Genomic DNA, 17,383 nt, shown 5'->3' with positions numbered 1-17,383 from the left:
GGTTGATAATTTATAGTTGATAAAATATATACGCGTACAACATTCCTGTTGGCATTATGGAACTATACCTGCATTCACACAACAGCCTCCCCATACCGGTTACAGGCAATAGTTTACCTGCCGGCCATTGCTGCCTGATATCATCAATACTGTCGGAAGATATTCGTTGATACACCAACGTTAGTAACCAGAAATACCTGGAAGTAAAGTCGGCTTTCGTTGTTTTTCATGACGTATATCAATCTGCACGATGCTTTTTCTACTTGTTTTTCATAACGGACCGGTAACTTACGACCCGGATCCTTCATGCTTATTTGTTTACGAATATAATTACATTTTGTAAACAAAACAAAAATTAACCAGATTGTTTTTATTCATTTTATCAGGTTATTTAAAAAGATTTCACCAACCACCCGTATAATTCTTATATAAAAACTATGTACTATGGTGATCTGACGGGCAGAAAATCGTTTCAGCAGTAATCGTATTAGTTTGGTGAATTTTTGTTTACAAAATAACCCAAATAATGTATATTATTTTATATAAGCAGGATATAGTATCCGGAATGGCCTCCTGTTTAAGATTTTGTCACAACACACCCGCATAAATGTCACAATCCCCCCCGATATTGTAGCAGGCATCCACCTAATTTTGTTTAAAAAGAAAGATATGAGAGAAGAATTGCTTGCCGAAGTAACCAGCACAGGAGATAAGCTGACGCGATTATTGTCGTCTTTTACAGAGGAACAAATGAATACGGTACCTTTCGAAGGCAGCTGGACAGCCGCACAGGTGGCATCGCATATATGCAAAGCGGGGAACTGTGATATATTGTATGGCACCACCGCACCTGCCGATCGCCAACCGGATGAGAAAACAGCTATGGTAAAGGAGCTGTTTCTGAACTTCAATATCAAAATGACTTCTCCTGAATGGATAATACCGGACAATGGCTATCTGGAAAGAGCGGCCATGCTTGGACAGGTAAACGCTACCTGGAACAAACTCCTTGATGCCACACAGAAAGTGGATCTCCGCGAGCTGTGCACCGACTTTGAAGTGCCCGGGTTCGGAGCATTTACCAGAATGGAATGGATACAGTTCATTACCGTACATACGCAACGGCACATACACCAGCTCGAAGGTATACATGCCGCTATCGTAAAGGAATAAAAGCTACCTGATATTTACACCTAATCCAACCTGTATCTGCCGGGTTTTCCATTCATACCGGTCATCGATATCGTTGATATTGGAAAGCCCAAGCACATACCTCGCATATACATGCAGTATATCGAAGGTAGCAGTAGCTCCAGCTGCCACTCCGAAATTACTGCGCTTAAACGCACTCTGATTGTAGTTCAGCAGATTTTCATTGACGTAAAACAGGTAGCTGTATTCTGGTCCCGCATTAATCGTAAGTTTTTTGGAAACATTGTAACGTAATAACACCGGCAGGGTAAGATAACTCATCTTGATATTCTTATTGGCGTTATCGTTGCTGTTATTAATATACTTGGCGCTGAAATCATCGGCGCGCTTCACCGTGTTCTGGGAAAAAAGCAACTCAGGTTGTATTCCCCAGCGTTTTGAAAAGTCGTAAGTGGCAAAAAGACCAAACCGGCCGCCTATTGTGTAGTTCGACTGAATACCTGCACCATCGATACTCAGCAGGTTAAGATCGGCTTTAATTCCATAGTGCAGCCCCTGCGCTTTCACTCCCGTCATTACCGTCAACATCAGTAGCCAGGCAAATAGTATCCGTTTTTTCATAGTTGTGATTTTAACCATAAAGAAACGAATTGAAAAGATGCCTATTGCTGCACCGGAACCACTAATAGATGATCCCGCCCTTTTTCACTATTACGCCGGAAATTTCCTCGGCCAGTGAACACGGGGTTAACCCAATTTTAATGCGATTTTACTCCCTGTTCTGACTGCCTCATAAATAGCATCGATGATCTTCAGGTCTTTCAACGCCTCCTCCCCGTTAACAGGCACCACCGGCTGATGGCCTTCCAGCAATATCCCCGCCATTTCGTCCATTTGTACCGTCTGGTGTGTGTTCTGTGAGGCTGCGTAAGCTCACCCTGATTGGTTCGCCCTTTAATAGGTCCGTAACCGGTAGACGGCTGCATTTCTGCAAATCCCTTTTCTCCGTTGAGAAAGAAACGGTCGAGGTTATTCATGCTGTAAGTCGATAAACAAGAGGCCACTGCTCCGCTCGGGAACCCAAGCTGGAACTGAATGGTTTCATCTACTCCTTCCCTGAATTTAATCGGGTCTGTTTTAGTTTCCTGGGCAGTTACCCAAACAGGGTCTTCACCTGTCATATACCGCGCGCCATTAATGGCATAAATTCCAATATCCATCAGCGATCCTCCACCGGCCAGCTGCCGGTTCAGCCGCCATTGCGTCGGATCTCCGATCCGGAATCCGCACAGTCCCTGGAAAAACAGGATCTTACCAAAATCTCCGTTCTTCCTCATCCGGATGATCTCCAGTGTCTTCGGCTCAAAATGCATCCGGTATCCTACCAGCAAATGCACATTGGCTTTTTTACAGGCATCAATCATTTCCTGGCCTTCCTTCGCATTCAACGCCATCGGCTTTTCACAGACCACATGCTTGCCCGCTGCCGCCACACGGATCACCTGATCGTGGTGCAGTCCGTTCGGTGTAGTAATGTACACCACGTCTATATCCGGATTGTTCCGTATATGATCGAAGTTTTCGTAGTTATAACAGTTTTTTGCCGGGATACCGAACCTCGACTGCCAGTCGCTTATCTTGGAGGGAGTACCGCTGATCACGCCTGTCAGCTTAGCTTTTGTACAATCGCGCATCGCCTCTGCCACGCGGTTACCATAACTGCCAAGGCCCATGATCGCTACCCGCAAAACAGGGCCGTCGTTTCCCCGGCGTGTTGCTGCCAGCCCGGTCAGCGGTGCTAAGGGCAAAACCATCATAGATGCAGTAAGCTTTTGCAGGAAATCTCTACGCGTACTCATAACAGGATTCTTTTCGGATTTTCATTGACTGACCTGAAGTTAGCGCAAATATTCCTCACCGCTAAGCAGTATTTTTCCGGAACATACACTATCTGCTATTAGGGGGTAGCCCTGATCAGTACGTTTTATTTCAGGAAACCCGATTCACCATACATTAATAACAAACAGAAAAACCATGCCTTATCATCACACTGCAATAGCTGTTGCCATGTTGTTGATTTCCTGTAGCAAACAAGAAGTGCCTCCGGACAATACCGGAACACACCAGCCACCCGCTACGGTTAATTACCGCCAGGAGATGCGCAACTTCATCCAGGAAATCAGTGCCTGGGCCCGTACGCAGCAACCCTCCTTCATTGTAGTAGCACAGAATGGCTCTGAACTGCTCAGCGCCAGCGGAAAACCCACAGACACGGCGGCTTCCGCCTATGTAAAGGCACTGAACGGCATCGGCCGGGAAGAACTGCTGTATGGCTACAATAATAACGATAACGCCTCTACGCCAACAAATGAAAAAAATCTATGGCTGAGCTTTTGCAAAATGGGCGCCGCCAGTGGTCTGAAAGTAATGACCACCGACTACTGCACAACGCCGGAAAAGATGGCAGACTCTTACCGCACCAACAACAGTTATGGCTTTATTTCCTTCGCTGCCACTAAACGCCAGCTGAACAATATCCCCGCCGGCTCACCCTACCAGGAGAATGTCGGCAACATCAACACGCTGGCCGATGCAAAAAATTTCCTTTATTATATCAATATGGATAATACAGGCGAACAATTCGTTGCTGCTGTGAAAGCTACCAATTACGACGTGCTGGTGATAGATGCGTTTTCTCCCGAAGGCACACCGTGGCCTAAAGCAACCATTAACGCCCTGAAAGTAAAGCAAAACGGCGCAAAACGACTCGTGCTCGCCTACATGAGCATTGGTCAGGCAGAACAATACCGCTGGTACTGGAAAAGCGACTGGAAAAAAAATCCGCCTGCCTGGATGGAAAAACACGATCCATACTGGGATGGCAGCTACTATGTACGTTACTGGATGACAGACTGGAAAAATCTGATCTATGGTAACGCCAACGCGTATACGCAGAAAATATTAGACGCAGGTTTTGATGGTACCTACCTCGATCCTGAAGATGGATCGGCCTATTGGGAAGAACACTAATCCCGTTACTTCATCGGCACAAAAAACCGGCAACAGAATAAGGCTGTTGCCGGCTTTTTTATTTAAATGAAATATTGCTTAACGCTTAATTCTTCGCATCACTCTTTACGTTATAGAGTATCACAAACTGCACTCTCCTGTTCTTCGCCCTTCCTTCTTCGGTGCTGTTGGTGGCAAGCGGATCTCTCGCTGCCATTCCCCATGGCATCATCCGCTCATCCGCTACACTGTAACTCTTCAGCAAATCCTTCGCTGCTTCCGCACGGCGCTTGGATAAATCCTGGTTGAAAGTAGACGACCCGGTACTGTCGGTATGACCCGAAACAATGATCGATGTTTTATTATATTTATTCAGTATATCTGCAAAACGCCTGAAGGTCGGTTTGATGCCATCGCTGATCTGATCAGATGAGGTAGCAAAGAGCACATTGTTTGGGAAAATCACCTTTAAACTATCTTTAATGATACTCACTTCCGCATCATTCAACACATCTTTAAGCTCTTCATATTGCCTCGTCATATACGCGTGCGGAGTGTCGGTTGTTTTTTTAGAAGCAGCGCAGGAGGCCAGCAAGGCAATACCTGCTACCAGCAAACAGTAGCGTGTAATCGATAACATTCTTTTCATGTACTTATTAATTAGGCCACAAAGGTATATAAAATCGACATTACCAGGCCTTTGCAATAACACATTCTTAATATTCAAAAAAACACATATTCATTAAAGTTACCAAACAGCGAACACTACACGATTTCCGATATATGTAAAATAAAGAAACAATTATTCTTATCTTCATATACTATGAATTCCATTTCGCTGATCCAGAGTATATCGGGTTTACTGGCGGGTGTAGGATTGATTGTACTCCTTACTGCCCGGTTCAGAGTACATGCTTTTTTTGCGCTATTGCTCGGCGCCATTCTTACCGGTTGTATACTACAGCTACCATTTTCCACCATCCTTACGGCTGTAAAAACCGGGATGGGAAATATCATAGGATCATTAGGATTACTGATTGTACTGGGTACTACCCTCGGACTGATACTGGAACAAAGTGGCAGCACCACTGTACTAGCCAACTACATCCTGCGGCGTACAGGTACCGGGCGGGCGGCGCTGGCCATGAACATCATCGGTTATCTGACCGGAATGCCCATTTTCTGCGACTCAGGGTTCATTGTACTAAGCGGTCTGAATAAGGCACTGTCGCTGCGTTCCGGAATCCCGATGATCATGATGGCTTCCTCACTTGCCACCGGGCTTTATGCCGTTCATTGCCTCATGCCTCCGCACCCCGGCATCACCGCTGCCACGGCTACCATCCATGCCGAAACGGGCAAGGTAATGCTATATGGATTGCTGATCGCCATTCCTGTATCCGCAGCTGGTTACTTATGGTCGGGTTTCGCCTGCCGGCGGATGCACGTAACCGCTGGCAGCAATGAAAGCACCGCTGTTACCACTTCTGCAGCCGGGCCGTCTGTACTCATGTCAGTACTGCCTGTTGCTGTTCCTATATTGCTCATCGCGTTACGCTCACTAAGCGGGCTGGAATCAGGCCATGCTTCCGTGCTGTTGCAGACATTGCAGATAGCAGGTATTCCGGAAGTAGCCATTGGCGTAGGTATACTGCTCGCCCTTACCCAGCTGAAAGGAAATATGGCGTCCTTATTACAGGAAGGCGCCGAAAAAGCAGCGGGCATACTGGTGATCATCGGCGGAGGTGGCGCATTTGGCGCAATCCTCGCCCAGGCGAATATAGGGAATCACATTGCGCAGAATCCGTCCATCACCGCCATGGGACTGTTTCTTCCCTTCCTCGTAACGGCGCTGCTGAAAACCGCGCAGGGCTCTTCTACGGTAGCTATCATCGCTGCGGCAGCCATCATGCAACCGCTGTTGCCGGCAATCGGACTGGATTCCGCTAATGGCCGCATCATTGGCGTATTGGCGATGGGCGCCGGCTCACTGATGATATCACATACCAACGATGCTTATTTCTGGGTAATCTCAAAATTTTCCGGACTGGAGATAAAAGACATGCTGCGTGTATACAGTACCGGTACCCTGGTCATGGGCCTGGTAGCTGTTTCTTTTGTATACCTGCTATCGCTCTTCCTGCGGGCTTAAGCCAATGCCTGATCCAGATCACGGATAATATCCGCGATCCCTTCCAGGCCTGCACTCATCCGGATCATGCCATCGGAAATACCGGCTTTTTCCCTGTCTTCCTTTTTCATACCGGCATGTGTCATAGATGCCGGATGCGATATCAGTGTATCTACGGTACCCACTGATACGGCGCGCAAACAAAGCTGCAACCGGTCGATGAAACGTACCCCTGCATCAAAACCGCCGGCCAGTTCAAAACTCATCACCGCTCCGGGCAGGCGCATCTGCCGGGCCGATAACGCATAGTCCGGATGCTCCGGAAGGCCGTTGTAGTTCACCTTCCGCACCGCCGGATGCTGATGCAGGAACTGCGCTACCTGTATCGCATTGCTGCAATGCTGCTGCATACGCAGCTCCAGCGTTTTCACTCCCTGGATCAGCAGGAAGGTATCGAAAGGATTGGCACAGCCGCCGAGCAACACCGCCGTTTTCTTCGCTTTGCTTTTCATGAATGCCAGATCCTTTCCAAGCAACACGCCACCGATAGCGGTGCCATGCCCGTTCAGAAATTTAGTGGTGGAATGAAATACAAAATCGGCCCCGTAGCGGAAAGGCTGCTGCAGGTAAGGCGTTGCAAAGGTGTTGTCGACGCTCACTTTCACACCATATGCTGCTGCTATTTTACAGATCCCTTCAATATCCACACAACGCATGGAAGGATTTGCCGGCGATTCCAGGTGAATCATCTTCACCCGGGGATGCGCTTCCAGCAACGCCGGCAAACCCGGCAAATCATACAAATCTGCGATCTGCGCAGTAACACCGAACTGTGGCAGCAGATCAAACAGGAATTCGTGCGTACCACCGTAGAGGGAATAATGTGTTAAAACAATATCGCCGGCCACTACATTGGAAAGAAATAAAGTGGCCATAGCTGCCTGTCCACTTGCGTGCAGTATAGCTTTCAACTGCAGCGGCTTTCCATCTCCGGTAAAAATATCAAAAGCTTCCAGTGAGGCTATCAGCTCTTCCGCCACTGCAACAGTAGGATTGCCAAACCTCGAATAAATATAGCCGGGCGCGGTTCCTTTAAAGCGATCCATACCCTGCTGTGCATCATCGAATACAAAAGTGGAAGTGGCGAAAACAGGTGTCAGATGGGCCTGTTCAGGCATATGCGACTGTGCAGCATGAATGGCTGCCGACGCCATGGCAGAAAAAATAGGATGTTGGCTCATGCTGTAAAAATAGCAGTTCCCTCCCAGAAAATCCGGTTTTGTAAACCTCCATTCTTCCTCCTGCTTTTTCCTACCTTCGGAAAAAAAAGGTTATGATAGCATTCTTAGGTATGGGCCTTCTGGGGTCAAATTTCGTGAGGGCTCTGATCAGTAAAGGAGAACAGGTACAGGTATGGAACCGCACCACCTCCAAAGCCAGCGCACTGGAAGCTTATGGCGTCAGGGTTTGTCCTTCCCCTGCAGCGGCAGCGCAAGGCGTTACCCGCATACATCTTACCCTGAAGGATGATCATACAGTAGATGAAGTACTGGCAGCTGCCGCTCCCGGCCTCACTCCCGGCGCAGTGATCATCGATCATACCACTACTTCCGCCGATGGCGCTGTACAACGCACCAAAGCGTGGAAAGACCGTGGTTTTACCTATCTCCACGCCCCCGTATTCATGGGTCCTTCCAATGCGCTCGACAGTACCGGATATATGCTCGTTTCCGGCGATCAGCAGGTGATCAGTTCCTGGGAAGCCGCACTGGCTAAAATGACCGGGAAAGTGATCAACTTCGGAGATACCACTGGCAAAGCCGCCGCCATGAAACTTATCGGCAACAGCTTCCTGGTAGGCCTTACTGCCGGCCTGGCCGACACACTATCCCTTGCCAGAGCCCTCAATGTTCCCCTTAACGATATCAATTCCCTCTTCACCGCCTGGAACCCGGGCAATGCTCTCTCGACGCGCCTGCAGCGCATGACTTCCGGCGACTACGACAACCCTTCCTGGGAATTAAGCATGGCAAGGAAAGACACCCAGCTGTTCATCGATGCCGCTCAGAAAGCCGGCCAGCCACTGGCGGTACTTCCAGCCATCGCCGCAGAAATGGACAAATGGATCAGTGAAGGAAACGGAAATAAGGATTGGACTGTGATAGGAGGAATGAAGCATTAAGAAAAAACGCGAAGACCTAAGCAAATAGTATAAATCGCTTAGGTCTCCGCTCCGTTTCTTAATGCTCTATTCTTCTTTCTTAATTTCAATCTGGTATCCTGCCGGCACAAAAGCTTCTGCCTTTGGTTCACTGATTACCTGCAGGTTCATACTGCCCTGGGGAGGGGTAGTCAGTTTATAATGTATGATCGCTTGTTTGGCAGGCGTAAAGGTGATGCTGATAACATGCAGTTCATAGCCGGAAGTAGGCTTCTCGCCTGCGGAAATTACTACGCTGGTCACCTTGTCGTTCACAGGAGTGCTGGTGAATGTGACACCGTTGCTGCTGCCTTGTCCGGCATTAGCATTGGCATCCGCATTGGTAGTACGGGCATGGGAGGCTACAAATTCTGCTGCCTTCTTCACCATCTGTTCCGCCTCTGCCTTTGTAATGTTGGCCGTTGGCCGGAAGTTGCCATTTTGAAGGGATACCACGTTAAACTTAATCAACGTTTGCACCGCGTTAATACCGTTATTTTTGAATGCTTTCTCGTCTTTGATAATGATCCACATCATATTTACCGGGTATTGGCCGGTAGATTGAATGGCATCGTACAATGCCTGGGCAAATAACTCCCTCGTAGCCGGAGTCTCGGGATTTTGCTCCCGCACGGATTCCATCCCCTTAACACCCGCAATAATCAGCGACGGCGCATAAGATGCTTTGTTATTGGCCTTGCTAAAGTAATCTGTTGCCTGCGGCGCCTTGATGAACCGGATATTGTCGATATTCAGCCCCAGGGCTTTTACGATCATATCAATGCCCTGGCCCAGGGAAAACCCTGGCTTCGGCCTGGGAGCCTCCACTACAGCGGCAGGAGAAATATGGTGGCCACTAACAGCGGCGGGTTGCAGGGTAAGCAGGAATAATGGTAATGCTACTGCCTTGTATAGATGCATAAAACAGGTGTTTTTCATGGTGCGAAAATACAGGATTTTAACCGGATGCCATTTGTTTCAGGGAACGAGACATTTTATAGAAAGATTGAGGCAAATGGAATAGCTACCGATAGATAATCCCGCTATTTTAGCCGTTGTATGAAATTTATTGCTTTAACTTCCACGATATCACTTAGTCTGTTTCTAACGTTGCAATCCGTGGCACAGGGGAAAAAGAACAGTGAACCTGTGCCACATTATTTAACCAACCGCGCTCCCCTGTACCGAAAACCTTATGTCATGTTACCCCTGGGCGCCATCTCCCCGGAAGGATGGCTGAAGAATATGCTGATAGCCCAGAAAAACGGTGCTACCGGACAGCTGGATAAATTATATCCGCTGGTCATGAACCAGCGGAACGGCTGGCTGGGAGGCGATGGGGACCAATGGGAACGGGGGCCCTACTGGATAGACGGACTCTTACCTTTAGCCTATATTCTTAAAGACACTGCGCTGATTGCCAAAGTAAAGCCCTGGGTGGAATGGTCGATCCGCAGCCAGCAGGCCGACGGATACTTCGGCCCATCAAAGGATTATCCCAACAATGAACCGGGTATACAGCGCGACAATAGCCGCGACTGGTGGCCGAAGATGGTTATGCTGAAAGTACTCAAACAATATTATGAGGCCACCGGCGATCAACGCGTCATCAGCATGCTGACGAAATACTTCCGCTACCAGCTGAAAGAATTGCCACAGTTTCCGCTGGACCACTGGACGTTCTGGGCACGCTACCGCGCCGGCGACAACCTCATGGTGGTATACTGGCTGTACAATATCACCGGCGACCACTTTCTGCTGGATCTCGCAGAGCTGATTCATAAACAAACCTTCGACTATACCAATGCATTCCTGCATACCGCCCTGTTATCGACACAGGGAAGCATTCATGGCGTTAACCTCGCTCAGGGCATCAAGGAGCCGATGATATACTATCAGCAGCACCCGGATAAGATGTATACTGAAGCCACTTCAAAAGGCTTCGACGATCTGCAGCGGTTCAACGGAATGGCCCACGGCCTGTATGGTGGCGATGAAGCCCTCCATGGCAACAATCCTACCCAGGGCGCTGAACTTTGCAGCGCCGTGGAAATGATGTTCTCCCTGGAAAGTATCCTGGAGGTCAGCGGCGAGGTGAGGTATGCTGACCAGCTGGAGAAAATTGCCTACAACGCCCTCCCAAGCCAGATCACGGCCGATTTCATGCATCGCCAGTATTTTCAGCAGGCTAACCAGGTGATGGCCACCAGGCATATCCGTAATTTTGATGTGAACCACAGCGGTACCGACCTTTGCTATGGATTACTCAGCGGTTATCCCTGCTGTACGTCCAATATGCATCAGGGTTGGCCCAAGTTTACACAGAACCTCTGGTACGCCACGGCCGACAGCGGCGTGGCTGCACTTGTATACGCACCCAGTAGCGTAAAAATATATGCAGGCGGCCAAACACCTGTCACCATACAGGAAATCACCAACTATCCCTTCGACGAAAAAATCAGCTTCCGGATCAGCTGTCCAAGTAAAACCAGTTTCCCCTTTCACCTGCGCATACCCGCCTGGTGTAAAAAAGGCAGCATCAGCATCAATGGCCGGCACTGGCAGGATGCTACCGGCAACCAGGTGGTAAAAATTGAACGCAGCTGGCAAACGGGCGATGTAGTGGAACTACTGCTGCCTATGCATATCTTCCGGCAAAACTGGTTCGAAAACACTATGTCAGTGGAACGCGGTCCACTTACCTATGCGCTGAAAATCGGAGAAGAGATGCGTGATGTAAAAAACGATAAAGACCCGGTCGACTATGGTCAGCAATATTTTGAAGTAAGACCCACTACTCCCTGGAACTATGCCCTGATCAGCACTCCGGACGATAAAATGAATGAACGCTATACAGTCGTAAAAAACGGTCAGCTGCCCGCCTGGCCGTGGAATCCCGATCAATCAGCTGTCTATATAAAAACAAAAGCCAAACGTATTCCTTCCTGGCAATTATATAATGAGATGGCAGGCCCTGTTCCTTATAGTATTATTTATGGTATGGAGACAGGAGATGAAGAAGATATCATCCTGGTACCATATGGTTGTACACATCTGCGTATCTCTCAATTTCCGGTGGTCAACGGCAGATAACTTTTTAAGATTATTTATTTTTGTGTTGCAGTTTAACGGGCAAGGCAGCTTTTAATGGCAATTCCACTTCCTGCTTGGTTTCTGCTAAAACAAACAGGCTGCGGATCTTCGAGATATTCTCCAGCTTGGATAATTTATTGATATTAAACAATTCATAGGCCTCCATATCCGCTACCAACACTTTCAGCAGATAATCGAACTGCCCGTTCATCTTATAACATTCCATCACTTCAGGAAAGGTGTTGATCTTCTGCTCAAACGCCACCAGCCTGTCGTGCCCATGCTCCTTCAGCGTCACACTCGTATAAGCCACCAGGTTCTTACCCAGCTTGTTCTTATTTAATACAGCGATATAGCGTAAAATATACCCTTCGGCCTCCAGCCGCTTTACCCTTTCAAATATAGAAGTAACAGACTTACCTAACCTGGAAGCAATTTCTTTGTTGGTTGTCCTGGCGTCCTCTTGCAATATGTCCATTATACACATATCAATCTGGTCAGGAATGAAACTCATGGCGATTTTTTTTCAAAAATAGGGATACTGCAAATGATTTAGCAAAAAAAAGTCGGACATAGCGGCTTTTTTCAGTTTTATTTTCGCTTTTAAAAAAGCAAACAAATTAAAACGTTGTTGTGTTATAAATTGCTAGGGACATACAAATACACCACGTTTGGAAGACGTCAAACTCCTTCCATATTATCAATCACAGATTAAACTCATTTTACATGAGCGAAAGAATTGTACTGCCGTTGGAAACGGTAGGTATGGATGCTATTGCCCTTGTGGGCGGTAAATCCGCTTCCCTGGGAGAAATGATTGCCAACTTGTCGAAAGCAGGAGTCGCCGTTCCGGCGGGCTTTGCCATCACCACCAAAGCTTATTACGACTTTCTCAAACATAGCGGGTTGGAACAATTCATCGCGGAGCAGATCGCCACGGTCGACTTCTCCGACATTGTTACCCTGCGCCGCGCAGGTCAGAAAATCAGGCAGGCGATCAGCAGCACGCGCTTTCCGCATGAGCTGAGCGAAGAGATCATCGCTGCCTACTATGCACTGTCTAAGCAATACGATCAGGAACAAACCGACGTAGCCGTGAGATCCTCCGCTACTGCGGAAGACTTGCCAGATGCTTCTTTCGCAGGCCAGCAGGAAACATTCCTGAATGTAAGAGGTCCGGCTGCACTGATAGATGCTGTAAGAAACTGTTTCGCCTCGCTGTTCACCGACAGGGCTATCAGCTACCGGCAGAATTTCGGCTATGATCATTTTAGTATAGGCTTATCCGTTTGTGTGCAGAAAATGGTACGTGCCGATCTGGGTGCCTCCGGTGTGGCCTTCTCACTGGATACGGAATCAGGATTCAAAGAGGTAGTAGTCATTAACGGATCTTTTGGTTTAGGCGAGATGGTAGTACAGGGAGCTGTTTCCCCCGATGAGTTCATTGTATTCAAACCCTGTATGCAACAGGGTTTCACACCCATTGTAGAGAAAAAACTGGGCGTGAAAGATAAGAAGATGGTATATGGTGAAAGCAGCGACGAAAGAACGAAGATTATACCGGTAGAAAAGAAACAACAACACAGCTTCTGCCTGAGCGATGCACAGATCATGCAGCTGGCCACATGGGTGCGCTGCATTGAGGAATACTATTCAGCAAAGAAAGAGCGCTGGTGCCCGATGGATATCGAATGGGCGGTAGACGGTCTTACTAATGAGCTGTACATTGTACAGGCGCGGCCGGAAACCATTCATTCCCGGAAAGAGCATCACCTGATCACCACCTATACGATGGAAACCAACGGCGTGCCGGCCCGGCAGCTGGTGAAAGGCATTGCCGTGGGTGATAAAATAGCTGCCGGCAACGTCAACATCCTCTTTTCTCTTGATAATCGCCTTATCACCGGCAGCGAATTCAAGCCAGGTGATGTACTCGTAACAGATATGACAGATCCCGACTGGGAGCCGATCATGAAAATGGCGTCGGCTATTGTTACCAACAAAGGCGGGCGTACCTGTCATGCTGCCATTGTAGCGCGTGAAATGGGCATCCCTGCCATCGTTGGCTGCGGCGATGCTACCGAAAAACTAAACGATGGTCAGGCTATCACCGTCAGCTGCGCCGAAGGAACCGATGGCATCGTATATGACGGCATACTCCCTTTCCGCGAAGAACAGCTGGATCTTTCCACACTCCCGGCCATCCGTACCCCGCTGATGCTGAATGTAGGCTCTCCTTCTATGGCTTTCCAGTTCGCGCATCTGCCCAACCGCGGCGTAGGACTGGCCAGGGAAGAGTTCATCATCAACAACTACATCAAGGTACATCCGCTGGCGTTATTACATCACAAAGAGCTGAACGATGCAGCCCTCTCAGCCAGCATCGCGCAGCTGATACAAGGGCACGAAAATGAAACCAGCTACTTCGTTAATAAACTGGCTTATGGCATTGGGAAAATAGCCGCAGCCTTCTATCCCGAAAAAGTAATTGTACGTTTCTCTGATTTCAAAAGCAATGAATACTTTAATCTGCTGGGAGGAAAATACTTTGAGCCTACAGAAGAAAATCCGATGATCGGCTGGCGCGGCGCTTCCCGGTACTATTCGCCCAACTACAAACCCGCATTCGGACTCGAATGCCAGGCCATCAGTAAAGTGCGGCAGGTGATGGGACTGAAAAATGTAGTGGTGATGATTCCCTTCTGCCGCACAGTGGAAGAACTGCAATTGGTATTAGCCACGATGGAAGAATTCGGCCTGCGCCGCGGTGATCACGGCCTGGAAGTATACCTGATGGCAGAATTACCGTCTAATATCATGATGGCAGAAGAATTCTCAGCGTATATCGACGGCTTCTCTATTGGCTCCAATGACCTGACGCAGCTCACACTTGGCCTCGACAGAGATTCTTCGCTGGTAGCCAATATCTACAACGAACAGAATCCGGCAGTAAAACGCATGATATCACAACTGATCAAAGTGGCGAAGCAACAGAAAGTGAAAGTGGGCATATGCGGACAAGGCCCTTCAGATTTTCCGGATTTCACCCGGTTCCTTGTTGAATTGGGTATCGATAGTATTTCAGTTACACCAGATGCAGTCTTAAAAACGGTGAGAGCGATTCATGAGGCGGAAGATTAGAAAAGCAGCTAAACGCCGCCGCCCCGGATCAGCCGGAGTGGCGGCGTTTTACAGATTATAACGGTACGCCAAGCGATATGCGGAATCGCTCCAGTTGCCGCCTGTGCCGCAGCACATGCACAATAGCATGTTCCATCATTTGTTCAATATCATACGCCTGCCCCCATCGGGCCGCTATCTTTTTTTCCTCCAGCTCACTGTCTTTTATATTTTCAAATACAACAGTAGTGAACAGAAAAGCATCTGACAAATCCTTTTCAAAATCTGCAGCTGTAGTCCGGAATTTCTTCTCCGGCCGCAGTGCCGGCGGATGATAAAGATCCTGTATATAGATGGCATAACTATAAGCTGAACTAACTACGTGCGCCAGCACCGTTTGCACCGACCGGCAGTTGTCGTCCGATGTAAGCGGATCTGCTATATGCACCAACAGGTGATCCGGTATATCACGGATCACCTGTTGCAATTCAGTAACAGCTTTTTCATATTCGTCCAGTAAAGCTCCGGTGGCTCCTTTCCTGTATACTTTATTCATATGATAAATATACGGGATTAACGCTTTGCTTACTTTCTACTGCTATTCAGCTCCAGTATCTTTACTTCAAATGGCTGTAATTCCAGCGTAATATTTTCCCCGGTGCGCATGGTACCGGCTGATTGCTGCTTCACCACATTCAGCACATCATAGGCAGCCTTTGTATCCGCAGGCATTTCCATTACATCTTTCAGATTGAAAGTTATTTTCTGCGCATGAGCGGATGGATTTCTCCAGGTGATCACACCCGATTTCGCATCCCATGCAGCAAAACCATAGATCTCCTCTTTGCCGGGATCTCCACCAATCCAGTGCACATCAGCTAATACCTCCTGGTGTTGCTCCGACCATCTCAGCGCGCGTGCCAGTTCATCCCAGCCTCTGCTGCTCATCAGATGCGGATTGATGTATAGTTCCTGCATCGCGGTACCGTTCCCGAAAAATTCCCAGATATCTTCCGCAACGCCTTCATCATCGTTCTTAAAGGAAGCTCCCACACCGCTTTGATCGTTTACCACTACACCATGATACATCAAGGCATTCAACGGATACAGGCGCGAACGCTGCACCACGTTTTTATATACCTCCGCATCGCGGTAATTGATCCATTGCTGCCGTTTAGTGCCGGCGCCCTGTACATCCATATCTCCACCTGCACGCCAGATGGCATCGCCGTAATTCAGCCAGTAAGGAGAGGGCCAGGTACCTACTGTAAGATTGAAATACAAATCCGGTTTTATTTGCCGCAATGCGGTAATCACCCGCAGGAAAGATTCCACATCCTTCGCATATTTTTCTGCACCGCCAACACCGTTACCGGCGCCCACTCCATCGAACTTGAAAGCAATCACGCCCTGGTTCTTTACAAATCCTTCCGTCAGCTTTTTGAAATAGTTGAAGTAGTTTTTATCAGCGAGGCTCAAACCATTATCATTAGGCGTAAACGGCAGGTTCAGTCTTTTGATGCTGGCCAGCCGGCTGATTTTCTCTGCATCATAACCGCCCCAGGGAGATACCCATACGGCCATGCCTGCACGATATTTCTTCGCCAATTCGTCCATCTTCTTAAAACCATTCGGTAAATGGCTGCTGAAATACCAAAGCCGGTTATAATCATCCCAACCACTGTCCCACAGGAAAGCGCGGATCCTTGCTTTACGTTTCGCAACAAGACTATCACCAAACATCCGGATGCGGTCCAGCGCATTTGCTTCTGTTATTTCGCGTCCGTCGTATCCTACATCATACCATGAATTATAATGTGGGAAGACATGATAAGGCACTGCCCTCACCAATTCCAGGTAGTACAGGAAGCCCCTTCTGAGCTGCCCGGCCGGCGTAATACCCCAGGCCACACTGGCATCAAAGCCGTTGCCATTACGCAACGCAGCAGAAGCAGCCAGATTACAGGTTACGCCTTCCGCAGTGGTGGTCTGCTGTGCCATCGGATGCTCCAACGCAAAGAACATGGAACCGGCAAGCACCGGCGAACCATCTACCTTACCGGATAACTCCGGTTGATTCCCGGCGGGAACATCCACCAGGGTAAGATCTGCAATAAGTTCCCCGGGATCCTCCATATGAAAAAGGTGTTGCACGAAGTTGCAGTTGTCGCGCAACGTCATGCTCCACGTGATGCGGATTCTTTCGGATGCATCTGTAATCACATACACCAGCTGCTTCCCGGGAAGGCGGTCTATTCCCCGCACTGCGCCCGGCTTTGCCGGAAGGGTAGCCATGCTTTGTTTCACAACATAAAACTCCCGGTCGGTCAGCTGCTTTCCGTCTTTCAATTTGAGCCGGAACAGGTGATCATTCTCAAATGTGGCTGTTGCTGCCGAAAGTTTGGCTGCGAAAACGATCCGGGAAATTTGCTTACCTCCCTCTACTTTCAGCCGCAGTACATTATTCTCAAGCGTATTGCCTGCCGGAGAAGTAGCTTTCGCGGGAAGTTTACCGGCGTAATATATCTGTGCATTTACCAGCGCTGGTAACAGGAGTGCTGATAAGATGATGGAGATGATGCTTTGTTTCATGGAATTTAACGCTGTTGATCGGGTATAATGATAGCTGATTTTGATGGAAATTTTCCGAACAAACGATTGCGTTAAATGATCATCTT

The 17,383-nt window shown here is 48.4% G+C and carries 14 protein-coding genes; 6 read left to right on the top strand and 8 right to left on the bottom strand.

What is annotated here, in order from left to right:
* Window positions 1-669 precede the first annotated feature (669 nt).
* Window positions 670-1,173 (top strand): DinB family protein, encoded by a 504-nt coding sequence (locus UNH61_RS07075; RefSeq protein WP_326991437.1) that lies wholly within the window; start codon window positions 670-672, stop codon window positions 1,171-1,173.
* A 3-nt stretch (window positions 1,174-1,176) separates the two neighbouring features.
* On the opposite strand, the gene UNH61_RS07070 is transcribed toward UNH61_RS07075, so the two are convergent.
* Window positions 1,177-1,773 (bottom strand): porin family protein, encoded by a 597-nt coding sequence (locus UNH61_RS07070; RefSeq protein ID WP_326991436.1) that lies wholly within the window; start codon window positions 1,771-1,773, stop codon window positions 1,177-1,179.
* 200 nt (window positions 1,774-1,973) lie between these two features.
* A complete protein-coding gene (locus tag UNH61_RS07065; protein WP_326991435.1) occupies window positions 1,974-3,011 on the bottom strand; it encodes a Gfo/Idh/MocA family oxidoreductase in 1,038 nt (345 codons plus the stop codon).
* Between the two features lie 175 nt (window positions 3,012-3,186).
* Here UNH61_RS07065 and UNH61_RS07060 point away from each other — a divergent pair, with 175 nt between their 5' ends.
* Complete coding sequence (locus tag UNH61_RS07060) at window positions 3,187-4,182, top strand: endo alpha-1,4 polygalactosaminidase (RefSeq protein ID WP_326991434.1); 996 nt, start codon at window positions 3,187-3,189, stop codon at window positions 4,180-4,182.
* Between the two features lie 85 nt (window positions 4,183-4,267).
* Here UNH61_RS07060 and UNH61_RS07055 read toward each other — a convergent pair whose 3' ends face one another.
* Window positions 4,268-4,810: an OmpA family protein gene (locus UNH61_RS07055; RefSeq protein WP_326991433.1), complete on the bottom strand. Its 543-nt coding sequence runs from the start codon at window positions 4,808-4,810 to the stop codon at window positions 4,268-4,270.
* 174 nt (window positions 4,811-4,984) lie between these two features.
* On the opposite strand from UNH61_RS07055, the gene UNH61_RS07050 reads away from it, so the two are divergent.
* A complete protein-coding gene (locus tag UNH61_RS07050; protein ID WP_326991432.1) occupies window positions 4,985-6,313 on the top strand; it encodes a GntP family permease in 1,329 nt (442 codons plus the stop codon).
* Here UNH61_RS07050 and UNH61_RS07045 read toward each other — a convergent pair.
* On the bottom strand, window positions 6,310-7,533 hold the full coding sequence (locus UNH61_RS07045; RefSeq protein ID WP_326991431.1) for an aminotransferase class I/II-fold pyridoxal phosphate-dependent enzyme: 1,224 nt from the start codon (window positions 7,531-7,533) through the stop codon (window positions 6,310-6,312). The two genes, UNH61_RS07050 and UNH61_RS07045, sit on opposite strands and share 4 nt — an antisense overlap.
* 92 nt (window positions 7,534-7,625) lie before the next feature.
* Here UNH61_RS07045 and UNH61_RS07040 point away from each other — a divergent pair, with 92 nt between their 5' ends.
* Entirely contained in the window at window positions 7,626-8,474 is an 849-nt protein-coding gene (locus UNH61_RS07040) for an NAD(P)-dependent oxidoreductase (RefSeq protein ID WP_326991430.1), read from the top strand.
* 66 nt (window positions 8,475-8,540) lie between these two features.
* Here UNH61_RS07040 and UNH61_RS07035 read toward each other — a convergent pair whose 3' ends face one another.
* Complete coding sequence (locus UNH61_RS07035; RefSeq protein WP_326991429.1) at window positions 8,541-9,413, bottom strand: protease complex subunit PrcB family protein; 873 nt, start codon at window positions 9,411-9,413, stop codon at window positions 8,541-8,543.
* A gap of 279 nt (window positions 9,414-9,692) precedes the next feature.
* Between UNH61_RS07035 and UNH61_RS07030 the strand changes: the two genes are divergently transcribed.
* The gene (locus UNH61_RS07030) at window positions 9,693-11,585 is read left to right on the top strand and encodes a beta-L-arabinofuranosidase domain-containing protein (protein ID WP_326991428.1); all 1,893 of its coding nucleotides are present in this window, start codon (window positions 9,693-9,695) and stop codon (window positions 11,583-11,585) included.
* Window positions 11,586-11,595: 10 nt separating this feature from the next.
* Here the strand turns inward: UNH61_RS07030 and UNH61_RS07025 are convergent, their stop codons facing one another.
* Entirely contained in the window at window positions 11,596-12,099 is a 504-nt protein-coding gene (locus UNH61_RS07025; RefSeq protein ID WP_326991427.1) for an Lrp/AsnC family transcriptional regulator, read from the bottom strand.
* A 212-nt stretch (window positions 12,100-12,311) separates the two neighbouring features.
* On the opposite strand from UNH61_RS07025, the gene ppsA reads away from it, so the two are divergent.
* Window positions 12,312-14,726, top strand: coding sequence for a phosphoenolpyruvate synthase (gene ppsA / locus UNH61_RS07020; RefSeq protein WP_326991426.1), 2,415 nt, complete (start codon window positions 12,312-12,314; stop codon window positions 14,724-14,726).
* Window positions 14,727-14,781: 55 nt separating this feature from the next.
* Here the strand turns inward: ppsA and UNH61_RS07015 are convergent, their stop codons facing one another.
* Both UNH61_RS07015 and UNH61_RS07010 read right to left on the bottom strand, forming a co-directional pair.
* Window positions 14,782-15,261: a DinB family protein gene (locus tag UNH61_RS07015; RefSeq protein WP_326991425.1), complete on the bottom strand. Its 480-nt coding sequence runs from the start codon at window positions 15,259-15,261 to the stop codon at window positions 14,782-14,784.
* A gap of 29 nt (window positions 15,262-15,290) precedes the next feature.
* Window positions 15,291-17,297 carry a hypothetical protein gene (locus UNH61_RS07010; protein WP_326991424.1) on the bottom strand — a complete coding sequence of 669 codons (2,007 nt, stop codon included), beginning with the start codon at window positions 17,295-17,297 and terminating at the stop codon, window positions 15,291-15,293.
* Window positions 17,298-17,383: the final 86 nt, after the last annotated feature.

Source organism: Chitinophaga sp. 180180018-3 (genome assembly GCF_037893185.1).
Classification (GTDB): domain Bacteria; phylum Bacteroidota; class Bacteroidia; order Chitinophagales; family Chitinophagaceae; genus Chitinophaga.
The sequence above is the reverse complement of the archived record's forward strand: the minus strand, read 5'-3'. Positions and strand labels throughout refer to the sequence as shown.

What these genes read in the sequence shown, in the direction of transcription:
- UNH61_RS07015 (WP_326991425.1), bottom strand. Translation starts at nt 15,261, where the DNA reads ATGAATAAAGTATACAGGAAAGGAGCCACCGGAGCTTTACTGGACGAA.
- UNH61_RS07025 (WP_326991427.1), bottom strand. Translation starts at nt 12,099, where the DNA reads ATGAGTTTCATTCCTGACCAGATTGATATGTGTATAATGGACATATTG.
- UNH61_RS07035 (WP_326991429.1), bottom strand. Translation starts at nt 9,413, where the DNA reads ATGCATCTATACAAGGCAGTAGCATTACCATTATTCCTGCTTACCCTG.
- UNH61_RS07070 (WP_326991436.1), bottom strand. Translation starts at nt 1,773, where the DNA reads ATGAAAAAACGGATACTATTTGCCTGGCTACTGATGTTGACGGTAATG.
- ppsA (WP_326991426.1), top strand. Translation starts at nt 12,312, where the DNA reads ATGAGCGAAAGAATTGTACTGCCGTTGGAAACGGTAGGTATGGATGCT.
- UNH61_RS07045 (WP_326991431.1), bottom strand. Translation starts at nt 7,533, where the DNA reads ATGAGCCAACATCCTATTTTTTCTGCCATGGCGTCGGCAGCCATTCAT.
- UNH61_RS07055 (WP_326991433.1), bottom strand. Translation starts at nt 4,810, where the DNA reads ATGAAAAGAATGTTATCGATTACACGCTACTGTTTGCTGGTAGCAGGT.
- UNH61_RS07030 (WP_326991428.1), top strand. Translation starts at nt 9,693, where the DNA reads ATGTTACCCCTGGGCGCCATCTCCCCGGAAGGATGGCTGAAGAATATG.
- UNH61_RS07040 (WP_326991430.1), top strand. Translation starts at nt 7,626, where the DNA reads ATGATAGCATTCTTAGGTATGGGCCTTCTGGGGTCAAATTTCGTGAGG.
- UNH61_RS07010 (WP_326991424.1), bottom strand. Translation starts at nt 17,297, where the DNA reads ATGAAACAAAGCATCATCTCCATCATCTTATCAGCACTCCTGTTACCA.
- UNH61_RS07065 (WP_326991435.1), bottom strand. Translation starts at nt 3,011, where the DNA reads ATGAGTACGCGTAGAGATTTCCTGCAAAAGCTTACTGCATCTATGATG.
- UNH61_RS07050 (WP_326991432.1), top strand. Translation starts at nt 4,985, where the DNA reads ATGAATTCCATTTCGCTGATCCAGAGTATATCGGGTTTACTGGCGGGT.
- UNH61_RS07075 (WP_326991437.1), top strand. Translation starts at nt 670, where the DNA reads ATGAGAGAAGAATTGCTTGCCGAAGTAACCAGCACAGGAGATAAGCTG.
- UNH61_RS07060 (WP_326991434.1), top strand. Translation starts at nt 3,187, where the DNA reads ATGCCTTATCATCACACTGCAATAGCTGTTGCCATGTTGTTGATTTCC.